Origin of the sequence: Marinobacter sp. C7, from assembly GCF_022343555.1 — a bacterium.
In the GTDB taxonomy this organism is placed as follows: Bacteria; Pseudomonadota; Gammaproteobacteria; order Pseudomonadales; family Oleiphilaceae; genus Marinobacter.
Genome location: NZ_JAKQZH010000002.1, coordinates 57,945 through 75,397, shown reverse-complemented (window position 1 = coordinate 75,397; position 17,453 = coordinate 57,945). Strand labels below are relative to the sequence as shown.

The 17,453-nt window shown below is 62.2% G+C and carries 12 protein-coding genes; 2 read left to right on the top strand and 10 right to left on the bottom strand.

The annotated features are described in order from the left end of the window. The first annotated feature begins 111 nt into the window (after positions 1 to 111). The gene (locus MD273_RS10275) at positions 112 to 1,197 is read left to right on the top strand and encodes a patatin-like phospholipase family protein (RefSeq protein ID WP_239037702.1); all 1,086 of its coding nucleotides are present in this window, start codon (positions 112 to 114) and stop codon (positions 1,195 to 1,197) included. A gap of 45 nt (positions 1,198 to 1,242) precedes the next feature. Continuing rightward, positions 1,243 to 1,491 (top strand): CDGSH iron-sulfur domain-containing protein, encoded by a 249-nt coding sequence (locus MD273_RS10270; RefSeq protein WP_239037701.1) that lies wholly within the window; start codon positions 1,243 to 1,245, stop codon positions 1,489 to 1,491. Here the strand turns inward: MD273_RS10270 and MD273_RS10265 are convergent. From MD273_RS10265 to MD273_RS10220, 10 genes are all read right to left on the bottom strand, one after another. Beyond that, positions 1,488 to 2,489 carry a PAS domain-containing protein gene (locus MD273_RS10265; RefSeq protein WP_239037700.1) on the bottom strand — a complete coding sequence of 334 codons (1,002 nt, stop codon included), beginning with the start codon at positions 2,487 to 2,489 and terminating at the stop codon, positions 1,488 to 1,490. The genes MD273_RS10270 and MD273_RS10265 overlap by 4 nt on opposite strands. 91 nt (positions 2,490 to 2,580) lie before the next feature. Then, positions 2,581 to 3,393, bottom strand: a complete 813-nt coding sequence (locus MD273_RS10260) for a metal ABC transporter permease (RefSeq protein WP_239037699.1) — start codon at positions 3,391 to 3,393, stop codon at positions 2,581 to 2,583. Continuing rightward, complete coding sequence (znuC, locus tag MD273_RS10255; RefSeq protein WP_239037698.1) at positions 3,380 to 4,168, bottom strand: zinc ABC transporter ATP-binding protein ZnuC; 789 nt, start codon at positions 4,166 to 4,168, stop codon at positions 3,380 to 3,382. Before znuC ends, MD273_RS10260 begins: the two co-directional genes overlap by 14 nt. Beyond that, entirely contained in the window at positions 4,161 to 4,652 is a 492-nt protein-coding gene (locus MD273_RS10250) for a Fur family transcriptional regulator (RefSeq protein ID WP_239037697.1), read from the bottom strand. The genes znuC and MD273_RS10250 overlap by 8 nt, the downstream gene beginning before the upstream one ends. 74 nt (positions 4,653 to 4,726) lie before the next feature. Further along, a complete protein-coding gene (locus tag MD273_RS10245) occupies positions 4,727 to 5,188 on the bottom strand; it encodes a chemotaxis protein CheW (RefSeq protein ID WP_239037696.1) in 462 nt (153 codons plus the stop codon). 11 nt (positions 5,189 to 5,199) lie between these two features. Next, positions 5,200 to 6,252, bottom strand: coding sequence for a chemotaxis protein CheB (locus MD273_RS10240; protein ID WP_239037695.1), 1,053 nt, complete (start codon positions 6,250 to 6,252; stop codon positions 5,200 to 5,202). Beyond that, positions 6,252 to 13,784: a hybrid sensor histidine kinase/response regulator gene (locus MD273_RS10235; protein WP_239037694.1), complete on the bottom strand. Its 7,533-nt coding sequence runs from the start codon at positions 13,782 to 13,784 to the stop codon at positions 6,252 to 6,254. The genes MD273_RS10240 and MD273_RS10235 overlap by 1 nt, the downstream gene beginning before the upstream one ends. An 11-nt stretch (positions 13,785 to 13,795) precedes the next feature. Continuing rightward, positions 13,796 to 14,695: a CheR family methyltransferase gene (locus MD273_RS10230; RefSeq protein ID WP_239037693.1), complete on the bottom strand. Its 900-nt coding sequence runs from the start codon at positions 14,693 to 14,695 to the stop codon at positions 13,796 to 13,798. A 27-nt stretch (positions 14,696 to 14,722) separates the two neighbouring features. Next, complete coding sequence (locus MD273_RS10225; RefSeq protein WP_239037692.1) at positions 14,723 to 16,798, bottom strand: methyl-accepting chemotaxis protein; 2,076 nt, start codon at positions 16,796 to 16,798, stop codon at positions 14,723 to 14,725. A gap of 91 nt (positions 16,799 to 16,889) precedes the next feature. Then, on the bottom strand, positions 16,890 to 17,435 hold the full coding sequence (locus MD273_RS10220) for a chemotaxis protein CheW (RefSeq protein WP_239037691.1): 546 nt from the start codon (positions 17,433 to 17,435) through the stop codon (positions 16,890 to 16,892). Between the last annotated feature and the right edge of the window lie 18 nt (positions 17,436 to 17,453).

Sequence of the window (17,453 nt, the reverse complement as noted above, 5' to 3'; positions counted from 1 at the left end):
GCCTATTAAATGAAGCAGAAAGCGCGGTTTATGGCCACCATTAGTTTTGTTCAGTTGGCCGCTGCTCACGCCTTCCGATACACTCCCCCGCATTGAAACAGGGAGCCCGCCATGACCGCTATCCACACCCGAACCCCCGCACTTGCTGTACGGGCCGGCCGTCGCGCCCTTCAGCGGCTCAAAGACAAACCACTGGCGCCGGAAGATGTCCATGTCATACCCGGCGCGGCCGGTGGCCCAAAAGCGCTTGGCATCAGCGGACTGGACAAGGCAGTTTTCGGAGACTGGCTCCCCGGTGCACCGCAGGAACGCGCGCTCATCGGCTCCTCCATTGGCAGTTGGCGCTTCGCTGCCGTGGCATCTTCCGATGATCCCAAAGCCCAGCTTGCGCGCCTGGCGGATCTCTACACATCCCAGCGGTTCTCCAAGGGGGTGAGCCCCGCGGAAGTGAGCCGGAAAAGTATCGAGTTCCTGGAGGAACTGCTGGGTGGCCGGGAGGAGTTCATCCTGAACCACCCCTGGTACCGGTTGTCTGTCGTGGTGGTTCGGAGCCTGGGCCTGCTCGAGCACGATACCCGGGGGCGGCTGGGGCTTGGGCTGATGAACGCCATCAGCGCAAACATGGTCAGTCGCCGGCACCTGGGCCGGTTCATGGAGCGGGGCATCATTCACGATGCGCGCCTGAAAACCCCGGTATCCAAACTGGTGGACTTCCCCAGTCATGAGGTGGCCCTGACCAGTGCCAACCTGTTGCCGGCACTGCTGGCATCGGCCTCCATTCCATTGGTGATGTCCGGGGTGCGCAACATTCCCGGTGCGCCGGACGGCGTTTACCGGGACGGTGGTCTGCTGGACTACCACCTGGATCTGCCCTACCAGCAGCCGGGAGTGATTCTGTACCCGCACTTCACCGACAGGATCGTGCCCGGCTGGTTCGACAAGTCCTTGCCGTGGCGCCGGGGTGACGCCACGCGATTGCAGGATGTGCTGCTGGTGGCGCCTTCCCCTGAATACCTTCAGTCTCTCCCTGACGGCAAGCTACCGGATCGCAAGGATTTCGAGAAATATGTGGGCGACGATGCCGGCCGGGAGCGGTCCTGGCGCAGGGCCATCACCGAGAGCGACCGACTGGGGGACGAGTTCCTGGAGCTGGTGGAGTCAGGTCGCCTGGCGGATGTGATCAAGCCGCTGCATTAGTCTTGGCTATACTGAGGTCCACACCTGCGAGAAACGGGAGGAACCATGCCGGACGAACAGCCGAAGATTGCCAGGAAAAGCCCTTATGCCGTGCAGGTCGAGGGTGGCAAGAACTATGTCTGGTGCGCCTGCGGGCACAGTGAAAACCAGCCGTTTTGCGACGGCTCCCACAAGGGAACCGGCTTTACTCCGGTGAAATACACGGCCGAGAAAACCGAGTGGATCTGGTTCTGTGGCTGCAAAAGAACGGGGTCTCCGCCGATGTGCGATGGCACCCACAAGACCCTGGACTAGGTGCCTGACGGGCCTGTTGGTGATGCGTTCAGACGATATCCTGTCAATCCGTGGACCGGATCCTTGAGTGCCTTCAGCCGGACGGCCACCGGCTGAGGCGTGTCCCGGTTCCTGACCTGCAGATGCAGGTCGATCCGTTGCGCCTGATTGTCGTGGCGGGCAGCCTCGAGGGTGCGGTGGAAGTTGTCCCGAAACGGGGGAGTGACCAGGTCAGCAAACGTCTTGCCCGCCAGATCCGCGGGTGCCTGTCCCAGCAGATTGGCACTATGGGCAGAGATGAAACCGATGACGCCACGTTCGTCGAGTTCCGCGATCAGGGCCCCGGACAACGCGACCAGATCGCGGCTGCGTGCCTCGCTGTCGTTGAGCGCCTGGCGCAGTATGCTCTTCTCCACTTGCAGGTTGTTGATCTGCTGATCGGCTCCTTGCTCCCTCGACGCCAGATCCAGGTTTCGCAGCTGTTGACGATGAAGCCGCCGGCACATTGCCAGCACCAGCCCGGTGATGGCGAGGGTGAGTGACAGGCCGACGAGCCAGATCCTGCTCCGGGCCTGCCTGGCGGCGTTCCCCAATAACGCGGACGTCGGCACCGTCGTCAGCATCCAGTGATGATCGCCGGGCCGGATTTCGGTGCGCAGGGCCAGTGTGGGGTCAAGCTCTCCGTCTGCCTGCATCTGCAGTATGGGGATCTTGCTGTGCCGTTGCAGGGTGTCGATGCGCAATCCCAGTTGCTCCGGCAGAGCCTCGCCGAGAATCACCGGGAGCCAGCTGGCCGGCGGCGTGTCGCGGTCCAGATAGGTTGGTGCATTGGCGAGCAAACGGTTAACGATCGCCCGGTGTTCGGCCCGGTATCGTGCATCGGCCAGTTCACGTGCCTGATCCGCTTTCAGGCTAGCGGTCACGGCGGTGGTTATCAGGCCGACGACCAGTATAAGCAGGGGAATCCAGAGCGCGGGCCATAGCATTGGCCGTGCGCCAGGGACAGAACGGCTATCCATGCGTCAGTCTCCCCGGAAGCAGCCGGTGGCTCCCGATCCAAATCGGCGTCGATCAGTTCACCATAGACCAGGCCGAAAGCCTTGGAAAGGATCAGGCGACTGTTCTGACGGTGGTGCTGTAGGTGACAAGAAACGCCAGAAAGGCGGTCACCACGACCGAGGGCCCGGCCGGTGTGTCCAGGTGCCAGGACAGCGCCAGGCCGCCGCCGACGGCGACAAAGCCGAAGACAATGGCAAGCCCGGCCATGTGCTCGGGCGTATGGGCGAGCCGCCGCGCCGAGGCCGCCGGGATGATCAGCAGGGCGGTAATCAGCAGCACACCGACAATTTTCATGGCCACGGCAATGACCAGGGAAAACATCAGCATCAGCACCAGCCGCAGTCGCTCCACAGGGAACCCCTCGACCCGCGCCAGCTCCTCGTGAATGGTGCTCATCAGCAGCCCCTGCCAGAGGGTGACCAGAAGCACGAGTATGGTCGCCGCCCCGCCATAGATCCAGAGCAGGTCATCGCGGGTCATGGCCAGCAGGTCACCGAACAGCAGGCCGGTCAGGTCAACACGCACATCCGGCATGAAACTCAGGGTGACCAGGCCGATGGCCAGGGCACTGTGGGAGAGGATGCCGAGCAGAGTATCGGTGGCCAGGGCCCGGACCCTGGAGAACACCACCAGAGCCACGGCAATGACCACACAGGTGAGAATGACCCCGACATTCAGTGGCACACTGATCAGGAAGCTCAGGGCAATGCCCAGGAGCGCGGAATGCGCCAGGGTATCGCCGAAATAGGCCATGCGGCGCCACACCACAAAGCAACCGAGAGGGCCGGCGATCAGGGCCACCCCGAGGCCGCCTATCAGGGCCCGCCAGAAGAAATCGTTCAGCAGGGTATCAATGATGGGCATGGTCGCAGCTGTCCCCGTGTGAGTCCATTGTGGGTGTCTGGCCGGAAACGACGTCTCCATGCAGGTTGTGGCTATGGTTGTGGTGGTGATGGTAAACCGCCACGGATTCGGCTACCGACCGCCCAAAGGTCTCGATGAAAGCCGGGTCGTGGGAAATGTCCGCGGGAAAGCCGCTGCAGCAGATGTGCTGGTTCAGGCAGATGACCTTGTCGGTGGCAGCCATGACCAGGTGCAGGTCATGGGAGATCATGATGACCCCGCACCTGAGCTCATCCCTCAGTGCCCGGATCAGTTCGTACAGCGCCGCCTGCCCGTTGATGTCGACTCCCTGGGCAGGCTCGTCCAGCACCAGCAGGTCCGGTTTGCGGGCCAGAGCCCGCGCCAGCAGCAGTCGTTGTTTCTCGCCCCCGGAGAGGTGATGCACCGAGGCATTGGCCAGATGTTCGATCCCGGTACGGGTCAGGGCCTGGTGGCATTCTGTCCGGTTCCTGCCGCTCAGTGCCATGAACCGACGGACGCTCAATGGCAGCGTGCCCTCCATCTGCAGATTCTGGGGGACATAGCCGATGACCAGGCCCGGCGCCCGTTGTACCGTGCCTTCGGTGACGGGCTGCAGACCAAGCAGGGCCTTGATCAGCGTGGTCTTGCCTGCCCCGTTGGGGCCAATGATGGTGATGATGTCACCCCGATGGACACTCAGGTTGACCCGATCCACCGCCGGCCGGTCGTCAAACCGGACCGTGAGGTTGTCCAGGGTGACCAGGGAATCAGTCATGGGGCGCCTCCGACTGGCACCGGGGGCACAGGCCGGCAATCTCCAGCGTGACGTCCTCGGCCCTGAAATTCTCGGCTTGCGCTGCGCCCTCGATAGCCCCGGACACTCCGGGAGCCGTGAGTTCCAGCACGTTGCCGCAGTTACGGCAGATCAGGAACATACCGGTGTGGTGTTCTCCGGCATGGGCACAGCCGATGAAGGCGTTGAGTGAGGCTATCCGGTGCACCAGTCCGTGTTGCTGGAGGAAATCGAGAGCACGGTAAACGGTCGGCGGCGCCGCGTTCTGACCCTCGGCGGTCAGCTCTGCCAGAACGTCATAAGCGCCCAGAGGCTTGTGGGATTGCCAGATCAGTTCCAGGACCCGCTCCCGGGTGGGGGTCAGGCGCGCATTCTGCTCCCGGCAAATGGCTCGGGCGTCAGCCAGCGCCTGGCTGACGCAGGCCTGATGATTATGGGGGCGATAGGGAAGTGCTTGGCTTGCCATGACAGGAATCCTGGAAAGTTTGATACATTATAACATTTCCAGTATTCCCTGCCATGAGCCGGTCGAAGCGAGAGTCAGCGGCGGGCCGAACGTGCCAGGGACTCCAGGTATTCGAGATTGGGAATCCAGGCTTCCTCGCCCTCCACTTCCACCTTCATAAGATCAGCGGGGCCGGTATCGCCCTCGAGCCGGTTTACTTCCGCCTCGGTCAGCCTTGCCTGGCTTGGAATCCCCTGGGTGACCAGGGCCATGAACGGGGTTTCATCGTGATGCTCGCCAATGGTGTTCAGTACCACGATGCGGCCCCGGTTGTCGCCCGGAACCACCAGGCTGCCGTCGTTGGCGGCATCGTAGGAGATTACCGGCAAATCGAGGCCCCGCCAGTCAAGGTAGCCCACCAGCCAGTCCGGCGTGTTCGACCCGGCCTCTTCGCTGGCAAAGTCCACAACCTCGGCGATGGAAACGTTGGGCAGTAACAATTGCCGGCCGGTCATCGGGATCATGACGCAGGGGAGGGTTTGACGGTTTTCGGGCATCGTTTCTGTCCTCAGGCGGAATCACGTTTCTGCCGGCCTCTGAGCAGGCAGGATTTTTCAATGGTTTTGATCAACTCCCGGGCCAGTTGCTCGGGAGTCCCGGTAAAGCTGGCGCATCCGGTGGCCGCTACGGAATCCGGCATGGAGCTGTTGCCGCAACTGCTGCTGTCCTGGACCCAGATCCGGCTGCCAAAGGCTTTGAGGATGGGGGCTGCCAGGGCGCCATCGTTCCCCATACCGGAAAAGAGGATAGCATGGCAGCGGGCACGGTAATGGTCGGCAACATTAAGCAGCACCTGGTCGATGGAAGGGCCGTACGGTCCGGGCCAGGGCTTGTCAACTTCCGTCAGCGCGCCGGTACTGTCCAGTCGCCACTCGTGTTCCACCGGCATCAGGACAACGTCCCCGTTACGGACCCGGTAGCCTTCCTTTGCCGGTTTGAGTTGGTAGTGAGCATCACGGCCGAGTACACGTGTCAGCACGCCGGTGAAATTGTCGTCGATGTGCTGGGCATAGATAAACCCCACAGGAAGTCCTTGGGGCAGGTGATCGAGAAAGGTCTTCACTGCTGCCGGCCCACCCAGGGAAGCGCCCAGAATCCAGACCTCCTCGGCAAGGGAACCGGGCACCGCCGGTTTGATCCAGTGGGGTAGTTCGGGTTTGGTCTGCAGTGTCGGTGTCTGTTCCTCGAGCTCTTCGAGAGCGGTCTCGGAGTCCAGTTCTTCCAGGTGCCCGAGTTGCTTTTCCAGTTTTCCCAGCAGCCGGCGCTCCCAGCGGAAGTAGTCGGTGCTGCCGGGTTTGGGGGCCTGATCAAGTCCGAACAGGACCGGAGCTTCCGTATTGCCCAGCAACAGATCGAACAGCGCGGGATGGTCGGCCTCGTCTTCCAGGGTAACCAGCCACAGGTCCGCCTCGGGAAATTGCGGCTGGTACTCCAGCCTCTGGGGGTCGCCACAGAAGGCGACCTCGAGTCCGAACTTGGCCGTTGCAGCCTGCAGCCGGTGTCGCTGCAGGACCACATCGGACACGATTCCGACCCGGGGCCGGCCTCCCTGGCCGGCCATTACTCGGTTCCGGTGAGCCGCTTGATGGTCTCAAGCAGCTCGGTTTCCTGGAACGGTTTGCCGAGGTACTCGTTGACGCCGATGGCCAGGGCGCGCTCGCGGTGTTTCTCCCCGGTCCGGGAAGTGATCATGCAGATCGGCGTTTCCCGAAGGTTGTCGTCGTGGCGGATGAAGCTGGCCACTTCGAAGCCATCCATTCTCGGCATCTCGATATCGAGCAGGATGATGTCGGGCTTGTGGTCCTGTAGTTGGGCAACCGCATCCAGACCGTCTTTGGCGGTGAGAACCTCCATGCCATTGCGTTCCAGCAGCCGGGAGGTAACTTTCCGAACGGTAACCGAATCGTCCACCACCATGACCGTCGTGATCTGTTCTTCGTAGCGGGCAGCTTCCCGGGCTTTCTCGAGGTTCGCCAGGCGCTGGCGGTCGGACAGGATGTCGGAACGGAGCATGGCCGGAAGGTCCAGGATCACGACCACGTTGCCGTCACCCAGGATGGTGGCACCGGAGACCCCACGCACCGAGCTGAACTGGGGGCCGAGGGATTTCACCACGATTTCCCGACTACCCATCAGGCTGTCCACCTGCAGGGCCATGGGCTGTTCGGCACCGCGCACCAGGATCACCGGAAGCGGCAGGGCCTGGCCCTGGAGTTTCGGCTGGTGGTCACTGTTGAGCAGGCTGCCCAGATACTGCAGGCGATACTGCTGGCCGGCATACTCGTACATCGGCGCGTCCGGCTTGTAGTACTCCTCCAGCTCGTAGGTGCTGACCCGCACGATACCTTCGATGGTGTTCAGCGGGATGGCGTAGAAATCCTCCCCGGTGGTTACCATCAGGGCGCGGTTCACCGATACCGTGAACGGGAGGCGCACGGTGAAGGTCGTGCCCCGGCCTACCGCCGAATCGATATCGAGGCTGCCGCCGAGTTGTTTGATTTCGGAGGCGACCACGTCCATGCCGACACCCCGGCCGGAAATCTGGGTGACCTGCTCGGCGGTGGAAAAGCCCGGCTGCAGGATGAACTGCAGGACTTCCCGTTCCGACAGGTCCTCATCGGCGCGCAGCAGGCCCTGGCGGATGGCCTTGTCCCGGATGACGTGGGAGGGTATCCCCTTGCCGTCATCGATCATCCGCAGCACCACGTCGCCCCCTTCCCGGGTCAGGGACAGGGTCACTTCCCCGGTTTCGGGCTTGCCGGCATTTTTCCGGTCCTCGGGGGCCTCGATACCATGGTCCAGAGCGTTCCGCAGCATGTGCTCGAGGGGCGCGACCATGCGCTCCAGGATGTTGCGATCCATCTCCCCTTCCGGGTTCCGGACATCGAAATCCACCTTTTTGCCCAGCTCGCCGCTGATCTGGCGGACGATCCGGCGCAGGCGGGGCACCATGGAGGCAAACGGAATCATTCGGGTCTTCATCAGACCCTCCTGAAGTTCCGTGTTGATCCGTGACTGCTGGACCAGCAGGGTCTCCGTGTCCCTGACCCGGTCGGCCATGGTTTCCCGGAGATCTGCCAGATCCGACGAGGACTCGGTCAGGGCCCGTGACAACTGCTGGATAGCAGAGTAGCGGTCCATTTCCAGTGGATCGAAGTCGTCGCCATAGTCGGGGCCGTGCTCCTGTTCGGCCCGGAACAGGATCTGGGCCTCGGTCTCGATTTCCATCCGCCGCAGCTGCTCCCGCAGACGCTCGATGGTGGCGGCCATTTCGTCCAGGGTGTGGCCGAAGTCACTGGTCTGCTGTTCCAGTCGGCCACGGGTGATACTGGTTTCGCCAGCCAGGTTGACCAGCTCGTCCAGCAGAGGTGCCGAAACCCGGATGGTTTCCTGGACCCGTTGCACTTCCGGAGCCTTTTTCCTGGGCTGGGAGGGTGCTTTCGCCGGCGTTTTTTCCGGTTTCGGTGTCGGGGCTGGCGTCGGCTCGGCCTCGGGTTCCGCGTGGGCGGCAGGAGCCTTCTCCTCCACCTCGGGTTCGTCGGTCCGGTCCGGAGCGGTCTCGGGAGCGGAGACGGCTTCGGGCTCTGCGTCACCCCCCTCGAAGCGGCGGCGAACCTCGCCTACCAGTGTGATGATGGCGTCGTGATCGTCGGTAATGGCCTGCCATTGTGTTGCATCCGGTGCGTTGCCACCGAGGTCGATCAGCAGGGTCTCGAAGGCATGGGCCTTGTCACCGAGTTCGCCAAGCTGGGCCAGGCGTGCACCGCCCTTGAGGGTGTGCAGCGCCCGCTGCGCCTCTTGGTTGAAGTCATGGTTGCCGGGATCTTTCCGCCAGTTCTCAAGCACCTGCTCAAGTTGGTCCATGATCTCGCCGGCTTCTTCCAGGAAGATTTCCAGTACCTCGGGATCCACTGTGTCGGCGGCTGCGGGCGCGGGCGTCTCGTCACCCTGTTCCGTGGCAGCAACGTCTGATGCGGCTGAACGGAAAGCCTCGATCAGGTCGGGGCCGGCATCCGGTTGGTTGCCTTCTTCCAGTGCCGCCAGCATGGTTTTCAGGCTCGCGTTGGCGCGTTCACTCAGGTCCAGCAGAGCCTGTTGATTGTTGGCGCCGCCAATGAGCGGGTTCAACGCTTCGGCCCAGGCTTCGGCCAACTCGGCAATGGCATCAACATCGGAGAGCCGGGCACCACCCCTCAGGGTATGGAGCTCCTGCTGCAGCTGGGTAACACCGGACAGTTCCTCGGGGTCGTCCTTCCACTGGGCCAGACACTCATCAATGGCCTCATGAATTTCCAGACCTTCGTCCAGGAAGATGCCGATCAGATCGTGATCCGATGCCGGTGCCAGGTGATCCTCCACACCGGAGTCGACTTCACGCCCCGGCTGCTCGACAGCAGTCGCCGGCGCGGGCGGGGTCTCTCCCCGAATGACGGATTTGACCTGGGCCACGAGATCCGTGGCCGGCGGGCAGGGCTTCTGGGTCGCAACCTGTTCAACCATCTGCGCCAGACGGTCATGGCAGGCGAAGAGCAGGTCTGTCATGTCCTCGGTCGCAGCCAACTGGCCTTCAGCAACCTTCTCGAACAGGTCCTCGAGCACGTGGGTGAGATCACCGATGGCGTTTACTCCGGCCATTCGTGCGCCACCCTTGAGGGTGTGCACGTCGCGCTGCAGTTCGGCGGCCACCGAGGTGTCGGACGGGTTCTCACTCCAGGTGTGCAGGGCACTGCCGGTGGAATTGATCAGGTCGTAGGCTTCTTCCAGGAAGATGCCCACCAGTTCCGGGTCGAGATGGGAGAGATCAGCGGGACTCTCTTCCGCCGAGTCACTTGAGGCCTCTGCCGACGTTTCTTCCGGCGGTGCGGTTGGTTCTTCGGGCTCCGGTTCCGCTTCGGGCGCGGCAACATCGGTTACCGGCCTCGAGCCGGAGGCAGTGCCCATGTAGGCCTGGATCTCGGCGATGAGATCCGGTGCCGGTCGTGGTGTCTCTCCGCCCTCGAGGGATTCGACCATCCCGGCAAGGCGGTCATGGCTGCGGAACAGCAGGTCGGACAGTTGATCGTTGACGGAAAGCCGCTGTTCGGTGAGACCCTCGAACAGGGTCTCCAGTTCATGGGACAGGTCCCCGACGGCGGGAATGTCGGCCAGCCTGGCGCCACCTTTGAGCGTGTGCAAATCTCGCTGCAGCAACCGCAGGATATCCAGGTTGCCGGTGCTCTCACTCCAGTTCTGCAGGGCCTCGGCAGTGCTGTCGATCAGGTCACGGGCCTCTTCCAGAAAGATTTCTGCCAGTTCCTGGTCGAGGTTGTCATCGGACTCATCGGTCTCGGGCAGCGGCGGTTGATCGGTTTCACTCGCGGCTGCGGGACCTGTCTCGGGCTCGCCCAGACCATCGTGATCGAAACTCAGGTCAATCTCTTCAAGCTCGCCGCTGAACTGTTGTTCGAAGGCATCCGGTTCACCGGAATCGGTCTCCGGTCTGTCCGGGACCGCCAGGGCCTCGATACGGGCCTGGAGTTCGGGATCCGATGCGGTCGCAAGGCCGGCGGCAACCTGATCCATCATGTTGATCAGCTGCTCGTGACCGGCACGGACGGTGCTGAAGAAATGCTCGTCCGCCGCCTGATGGTCATCGGCAACGGCCTCATAGGCCCGTTTCAGGGCGCCGGCGAGAGCCGAGACATCGTGGAGACCGGCGTCGGCCGCTCCGTCGGTCAGCTGCTCGAGTTCATTCCGGAGCTGAACGAGAGGGCCGGTTTCCACAGGGTCGGCTGCCCATTGGTCGAGAATCTGTTCGGCATCGAGGACGATGTCGAGACCTTCGTTCAGGAACAGTCGCACCAGTTGCGACTCGGCCTGCCGGGCCGGTTCCCTGGCGCTGTCGCCGGCACTGGCCAGCAGGGTGGAACGGCTGACGCTCTCGAGTTTTTCGAGGAATTCGTCGGTGCCCGCCAACGGTGCCTGCGGATTCTGTCGGATCTGGGCCAGGCCACGGGTCAGGAAATCGCAGGCCTGTTCAATCAGGTCAAGGACCTCTCGATCTCCCCGCTTGTTCTGGGCGCGAGCCTCTTTTACAAACCGCTCAAGGGGTGTGATCACCTCGGCAATCGGGGTTATGCCTGCAGTATGGGCACTGCCCTTGAGGGTGTGCAGGGCGCGCGAGAGATCATCGGTGTAGGCGATGGTGCTCTTGTCGACGGCTGCGGCGAGGTAGTCCTTCAGGGTTTGAAGGTGGGTCTCGGTCTCGCTTTCGAAAATATCCAGCAGGACCGGATCAACGCCGTTGTCGTCAGTTTCATCACTCTCGACGCCGACTGCGGTGACCTCATCGTCCGCTTCGGTCTCGGACTCTGTCGCTCCCACCGGCATGAGTTCGGCGTCGGGGATCTCGCCGTTGGCCAGGGTATTGGCGCGGGCTTCGAGGGCCGACGTGTCCATGGACGGTTCGCGACGTTTCTCGAAGTCCTCGACCAATGGAGGCAATGCTTCGGTGACGTCCTTGAGCAGGGTCGCGATGTCATCGTTCATCAATATCGAGCCGTCGATGGCCCGATTGAGCATGTTCTCCACGGACCACGCCAGCTCACCAACCACGTTGGCGCCAACCATCCGACCGCTGCCCTTGAGGGTGTGGAAGGCGCGGCGCACTTCCGTGAGTGCGCTGCGGTCATCATGCTGTCGCAACAGCATCGGCAAGTACTCACGGATGGTATCCAGGACCTCTCCGGCCTCTTCGACGAAGATTTCGAGGATTTCGTCATCGATCAGGTCGTCATCTTCGGTACTGGCGGGCGTCTCGGGTGCTGTGGCGGTTTCCGGTTGTGCCGATGTCGCGTCGATGTCCGGGGCGCCGGAGGGCCCTGGTGTTTCGGCCTCGGATGGCTGCTCGGCGTCGGTGCGCCGGGTATCGGCCATCGCTTCGGCGCGCTGAATCAGACCGTCGACATGTCCGTCCGTCTGACCATCGCGGAATTCCTGGATCAGGGATGGTATCCGGGCGTTAACCTCGTCGACCAGGGTGAACAGGTCATCGGTCGGTTTGATGGTCTGATCGATAACCCGGTTGAGCAGATTCTCCACCGACCAGGCCAGTTCCCCGATGCTGGTGGCACCCACCATGCGACCGCTACCCTTGAGGGTATGGAAGGCCCGGCGCACTTCCGTCAGGGCTTCACGGTCATCGTGATTCTGGCGCAGGCGCGGGTAGAACTCGTGGATGGTTTCCAGGACCTCCTGGGCCTCCTCAACGAAGATCTCCAGGATCTCATCGTCCAGCAGGTCTTCATCAGATCCTTTGGCCTCCCCGGTTGCCACGACAGGTTCCAGGACGACTTCCTCCTCCTCTGCCGGCATTTCAGGTTCCGGCGCCGGGGCGTTCCAGGTGGGCTCGGCACCCACGGGAAAACCAAGGGACGCGAGGCTGTCTTCGGCGACCTGCAACACAGCGTCATTTTCGCTGATACCTTCGGCCAGCCGTTCCAGGTAGTACTCAACACTGGTGACCGCATCGGCCAGGGTATCGAGCTGTTTCCAGTCCGGGACCTGTTTGCCCCCGAGCAGCACATCGGTGATGTAGCGCTCGGCAGATTCCAGCATGTCGGCTACGCGATCAAGGGGAATCAGTGCCAGACCACCGCGGATGCTGTGCAGCAATTCGGGAACGTGCTCAATCTCGCGGGTATCCCACTGGGATGCGATGAAGTTCACGATGGCCGACTTGACCTGCTCCAGGGTGTTACGGGATTCCCTCAGCAGGGCTGCGCTGGCATCGCCCAGTTCCCGGGAGCCGAGATTGATGGCATCACCGGGGCGCGCGTCATCCTGGGGCTCAACATGCCGGTCGGTATCAAGGCCCGCGAGGCTGGCTTCGACGTACAACAGGGCTCCGGCAATGTCCATCAGGGTGCCATCGTCCACCAGTTCCATCTGGTCGCTGAGTTTTTCCACCAGCTCGATCTGTTCGGTCACCACCTTGCGGGGAATGCCCAGTCCGAGCACAGCGAGGGTGTTCGCCACCTGGCGGAGCCCGGGCAGTAAATCTTCCAGTTCACTGTTCTGGCGCAGTTCAGAGCGCACGAACAGATCCAGCTGGTCCTTGAGTTTGGCCAGTTCCTCGTTCAGCGCGCTGACTACCGAATGAATGGCCTCGCGGCCAGGCCCGGATACCCGGGTGCGGGCGGCATCGACATCGTCGTCGGACGGCAGGGCCAGATTGAGCTTGTAGTCGGTGCGCAAGGCCTGCACTTGCGGCGTCTCGAGATCCCTGGCGCGTGCCACATAGTACAGCAGGTGCTTGAACAGTGCTTCCGGTGCCGGCTGTTGGAGGAGATTGGCCTGACCTTCGCTGAGCAGACGGATTTCGGAATCCAGCTCCCGCAACAGGGATTTGACGGCCGCGTTGATCGGGTTTACGTGGGACTGAAGCGTCTCCACGAACGCACTGGCGGCTTTCCACAGTTCACCGCGCGGAGTGTTCTGGCACAGGCGGGCAAGCCGCTGAATGACTTTCTGGAGGTAGCTGAACTGGGCGTCGAGATCTTCCTCGCGTACCACGCCGGCCAGGGCAAACTGGTACATCTGCCGCAGCTTGCGAATATGGCCGAGAACCTTGGGGTCCTGCAGGCGACGGGACACTGTGCCGCTGACCTGCATCTGCGCGCGACTGAGATCCGGTTTGAACAGCGAAGTATCGGAAAGCAGGGCCTCGCCCCGGGCTGCACGCAGGTCATTGAGCATCGGCAGCAGGACCATCGGGAAGTCGTCTTCGCTACTGGTCAGATGCTCCAGGTATTGGGGTAGCTGGAGAATGCCCTGCATCAGGACATCAACGGCTTCGTCCACGTTGCGGACGGACTCGTTGAGAACGGCCTGCGTGAGCTTTTCCATTTCTTCGGTGAGCAGTGCCGCACCGTAGAGTTCAACCATCTGCAGGGTGCCATGCACCTGATGGAGATAATTCAGGCAGAAGCGCAGGCGCGCGGTGTCGTCACGGTTCTCGACATACGCTTCCAGTGCATGCTGGCCTTGGGTCAGCGTGTCCTGTATTTCTCCCCGAACCCAGTCGAGGGCGATGCTGTCATGGTGATTGCCCATAACCACTCCGGTTATTCTTCGTCGGCCTGACGTTTTATCCACGCCAGAACATGTTCCGAGGGTACCCGCTGCAGGCCCGGTGGTTGCCAGTCGGTCAACTCACCCTGGCCGAGCACCAGTAATCCCCCCGGTGCCAGTCTCTCTGCTAACCGCTTCACAATCTCTCGCCGGCGCCAGCGGCGGAAATAGATCAGCAGATTCTGGCAGAAGATGATGTTCATTCCGTGCATGGGTGCAGTGTCCAGGTCCAGTACATTGAGCCTGGTGAAGCACACCCGGTCGCGGATGCTTTTTACTATTTCGACCGTATTTCGCTCGGCGGGGCGGAAATACCGGTCCTTCAATGCTTCGTCCATGCCCAGAAGCTTGCGGGCGTTGAACTGACCCTTGCCGGCCTTCTCGATCGCGGGCTTGCTGATGTCAGAGCCAGTGACTCCGAACAATGGCTGCAGTGCCAGCTGAGTCATGCACTCATTGAGCACCATGGCCAGGGTGTAAGGCTCCTCCCCCGAGGAGCAGCCCACACTCCAGACCTCCAGCGCACGCTTGCGCAACTGCTCACGCGGTCGTGTCAGGACATAGTCAGACACCAGCCGGAAGGCATCGGGATCCCGGAAGAACCGGGTCTCCTGAACGGTCAGGCGGTCCACCAGGATCGCCCACTCCACGACAGCCTCCGGGCCCGAAACGATTTTCTCGTAGTAGGCCTGGTAGCTGTTGCATCCGATTTCCCGCATCCGGATACCGATGTTGGTTTCCAGGAACGAGCGCCGGTCTGCGGACAGGGTTATCCCGGTGCGATGCTCCAGCAGGGTCTGCCACTGGTGGAACTGCGCCGAATCCATGTCCGGAAGCCGGCGCATTGACCAGATGCCTTCGGCGGGTGACAGGTTGTCATGCGTATGCGCCATAAACCGTCAGCTGCCCCGGGCCGTCTGTCAGCCCACCACCGGAACGTCGCTGTCTTCTTCTTGCTCTTCGTCCGCCACGTCCTCTTCCGGCAGGGTGAAGCCGGCCACAGAGGAGCGCAGTTCAGACGCCATTTCTGCCAGGTTACCGATAGACTTCGCGGTCGCGTTGGTACCGGAGGAAGTCTGGGAGGTGATTTCCTGGATAACGTTCATGGTGTTGGAGATGTGGGCCGCAGAGGACGACTGCTGGCGGGCGGCGTTGGAGATGTTCTGGATCAACTCCGCCAGGGACATGGATACGTTCTCGATTTCCTCGAGTGCAATACCCGCGTCCTGGGCCAGACGGGCACCACGGACCACCTCGGCGGTGGTGTGCTCCATGGAGATAACCGCCTCGTTGGTATCGGACTGGATCGTCTTAACCAGGGCTTCAATCTGCTTGGTTGCCGCAGAGGAGCGTTCCGCGAGGCGCTGAACTTCGTCCGCAACCACCGCGAAGCCCCGACCGGCATCACCGGCCATGGAGGCCTGGATCGCCGCGTTCAGGGACAGGATGTTGGTCTGGTCGGCGATGTCGTTGATCAACGATACGATGTCACCGATTTCCTGGGAGGACTCACCCAGACGCTTGATCCGCTTGGAGGTTTCCTGGATCTGCTCCCGGATGTTGTCCATGCCGCGGATGGTGTTCTGTACCACTTCCGCGCCTTTCTTCGCGATCGCAACCGACCGCTCCGCAACCGCGGAGGATTCGGCGGCGTTCGAGGATACCTGGTCGATGGACACGGCCATCTCGTTAACCGCGGCAGAAGCCCCGGCGATTTCCTGGGCCTGGTGCTCGGAAGCATCCGCAAGGTGCATCGCCGTGGACTGGGTTTCCTGGGCGGCGCCCGCTACCCGCACCGCGGTACCACGAATCGCCTGTACCAGTCCGCGCATCTGGTCGATCGCGTAGTTGATGGAGTCGGCGATGGCGCCGGTGAAGTCCTCGGTTACCGTGGCCTCGGTGGTCAGGTCGCCGTCCGCCAGGTCGGCGAGTTCGTCCAGCAGTCGAAGGATCGCATTCTGGTTCTGCTCGTTCTGTTCCTGGGTTGCAGCCAGGCGGGCCTGGGCTTCGCGGTACAGGGCAAGACCGATGAAGACAACGATGGCGACCATGGCGGCCAGGATGATAAAGGCCAGGGTCGGGCTGACCAGGCGGGAGGCCGGCTGGTTGCGGAAGTTCTCGGCGAGAACCGACAGCTCGGAGAGCAGGATCTCGGAGTTCTGGAAGATGTCGCTGGCCGCGGTGCGAACCTTGAAGAGGTCGGGAGAGGCCTCAAGGATCGCATCTACGTTCTGGGAGACGAACTCGAACAGTTCGGCTACCGCTTCCAGACCGTAGATGGCATCTTCATCCGTTACCCGGGAGATACCCATGGCTTCGTTGCCGTTGAGCTGGCCTTCGAGAACCCGGCCGAACAGGCTGGCGTCACGACCGAAACGGTCGGCCGCGATGACCGCATCCTCGTCACCGGACAGTACGTTGTTGACCGAGCGCACGATACGCTCTGCCAGCAGCGACTGGCGCTGTGCCAGGGCGATCTGTTCGGCCGGTGCGTCATTGTCCAGCAGGATCTGTACGATGTCATCGTACTCCACCTGCAGCTGGGGGATGGTTTCGTTCAGGGTCCGGGCAACCTCGTGCAGGCCCAGTACCGCGTCCTGGGTGGAGAGGATGCTGTCGGCATTCTCACGCACAATGTTCCAGTTCTGCTGTACACCGCTTTCCTGTGCCAACTCGCTCGGTGGCAGGCCGGTTTCGGGGTTACCTTCGGTGACGTAGGTCCAGAGCTTCTGGAAGTCATCGCGGGAGCGGCGCAACTGGTTGAACGCCTCGGCGGTACCGCCGGCGGCCTCGGTCGCGTTTTTCGCAATGGCCTGCGAGAGTACCCGCAGTTCCGCAGTGTGGGCGATGTATCGCTGATCGTTCTGGCTGTCACGGTTGATGATGAACAGCACGGCAACGAGCAGGACGGTAAGTGCGATCAGGGCAGCGATCAGGCCGGCAACCAGCTTGTTGCCTCCCTGTCCCATACCCAATCTTCCGGCTCTGTTTTTCATGTTCTGGCTCCCGGCCTCTTCAAAAAGTTGGCAAGTCTGTTTTAGCGGATTTCAGGCGGTCAGGGTGATGTTCCTGCCAGTGTCACCACCCTTACCACTGCGCGACGTCCAGAAAGCGCTCGTCCGCCACCAGGTCGGCGGCGGAGAACACGTTCCAGACTTCCTCGTTACGCTCGTAGCCGCCTGATACAAACGGACGAACGCTGTCGGGGACGCCTTTCGGCGTCTCCCGGAAATTGTCGGTTGCGAAATATTGCATCCCCAGGACGCTGTCCACCACCAGCCCGCTGAATACATCGCCCTGCTCCACGACCAGAACCCGACGGTCACGGTGACTGCGGGAGGAGCGGGGGATGTCAAAAAAGCTGGCCAGATCAACCAGGGGGAGCAGGCGGCCGCGCACGTTGGCGGCGCCCAACAGGAATGGCCGAACCCCCGGTATATGGGTGAAGCGGGGGACGTGGAGAATTTCTGTCACCTCGCCCATGGGGGCCACATAGTGCTCACCCGATAACACGAAGCCGATGCCGTTCCACAGCTCAACGGCTTCCTGTTGCTCCGGCAGGCCGGCGGCCATGGACCGGCTGCGCTGGGCGATATCCGTCAGAACGGCAAAAGGGGCGGCCTGGGCGGACATGCGTACTCCAAGGTTGTG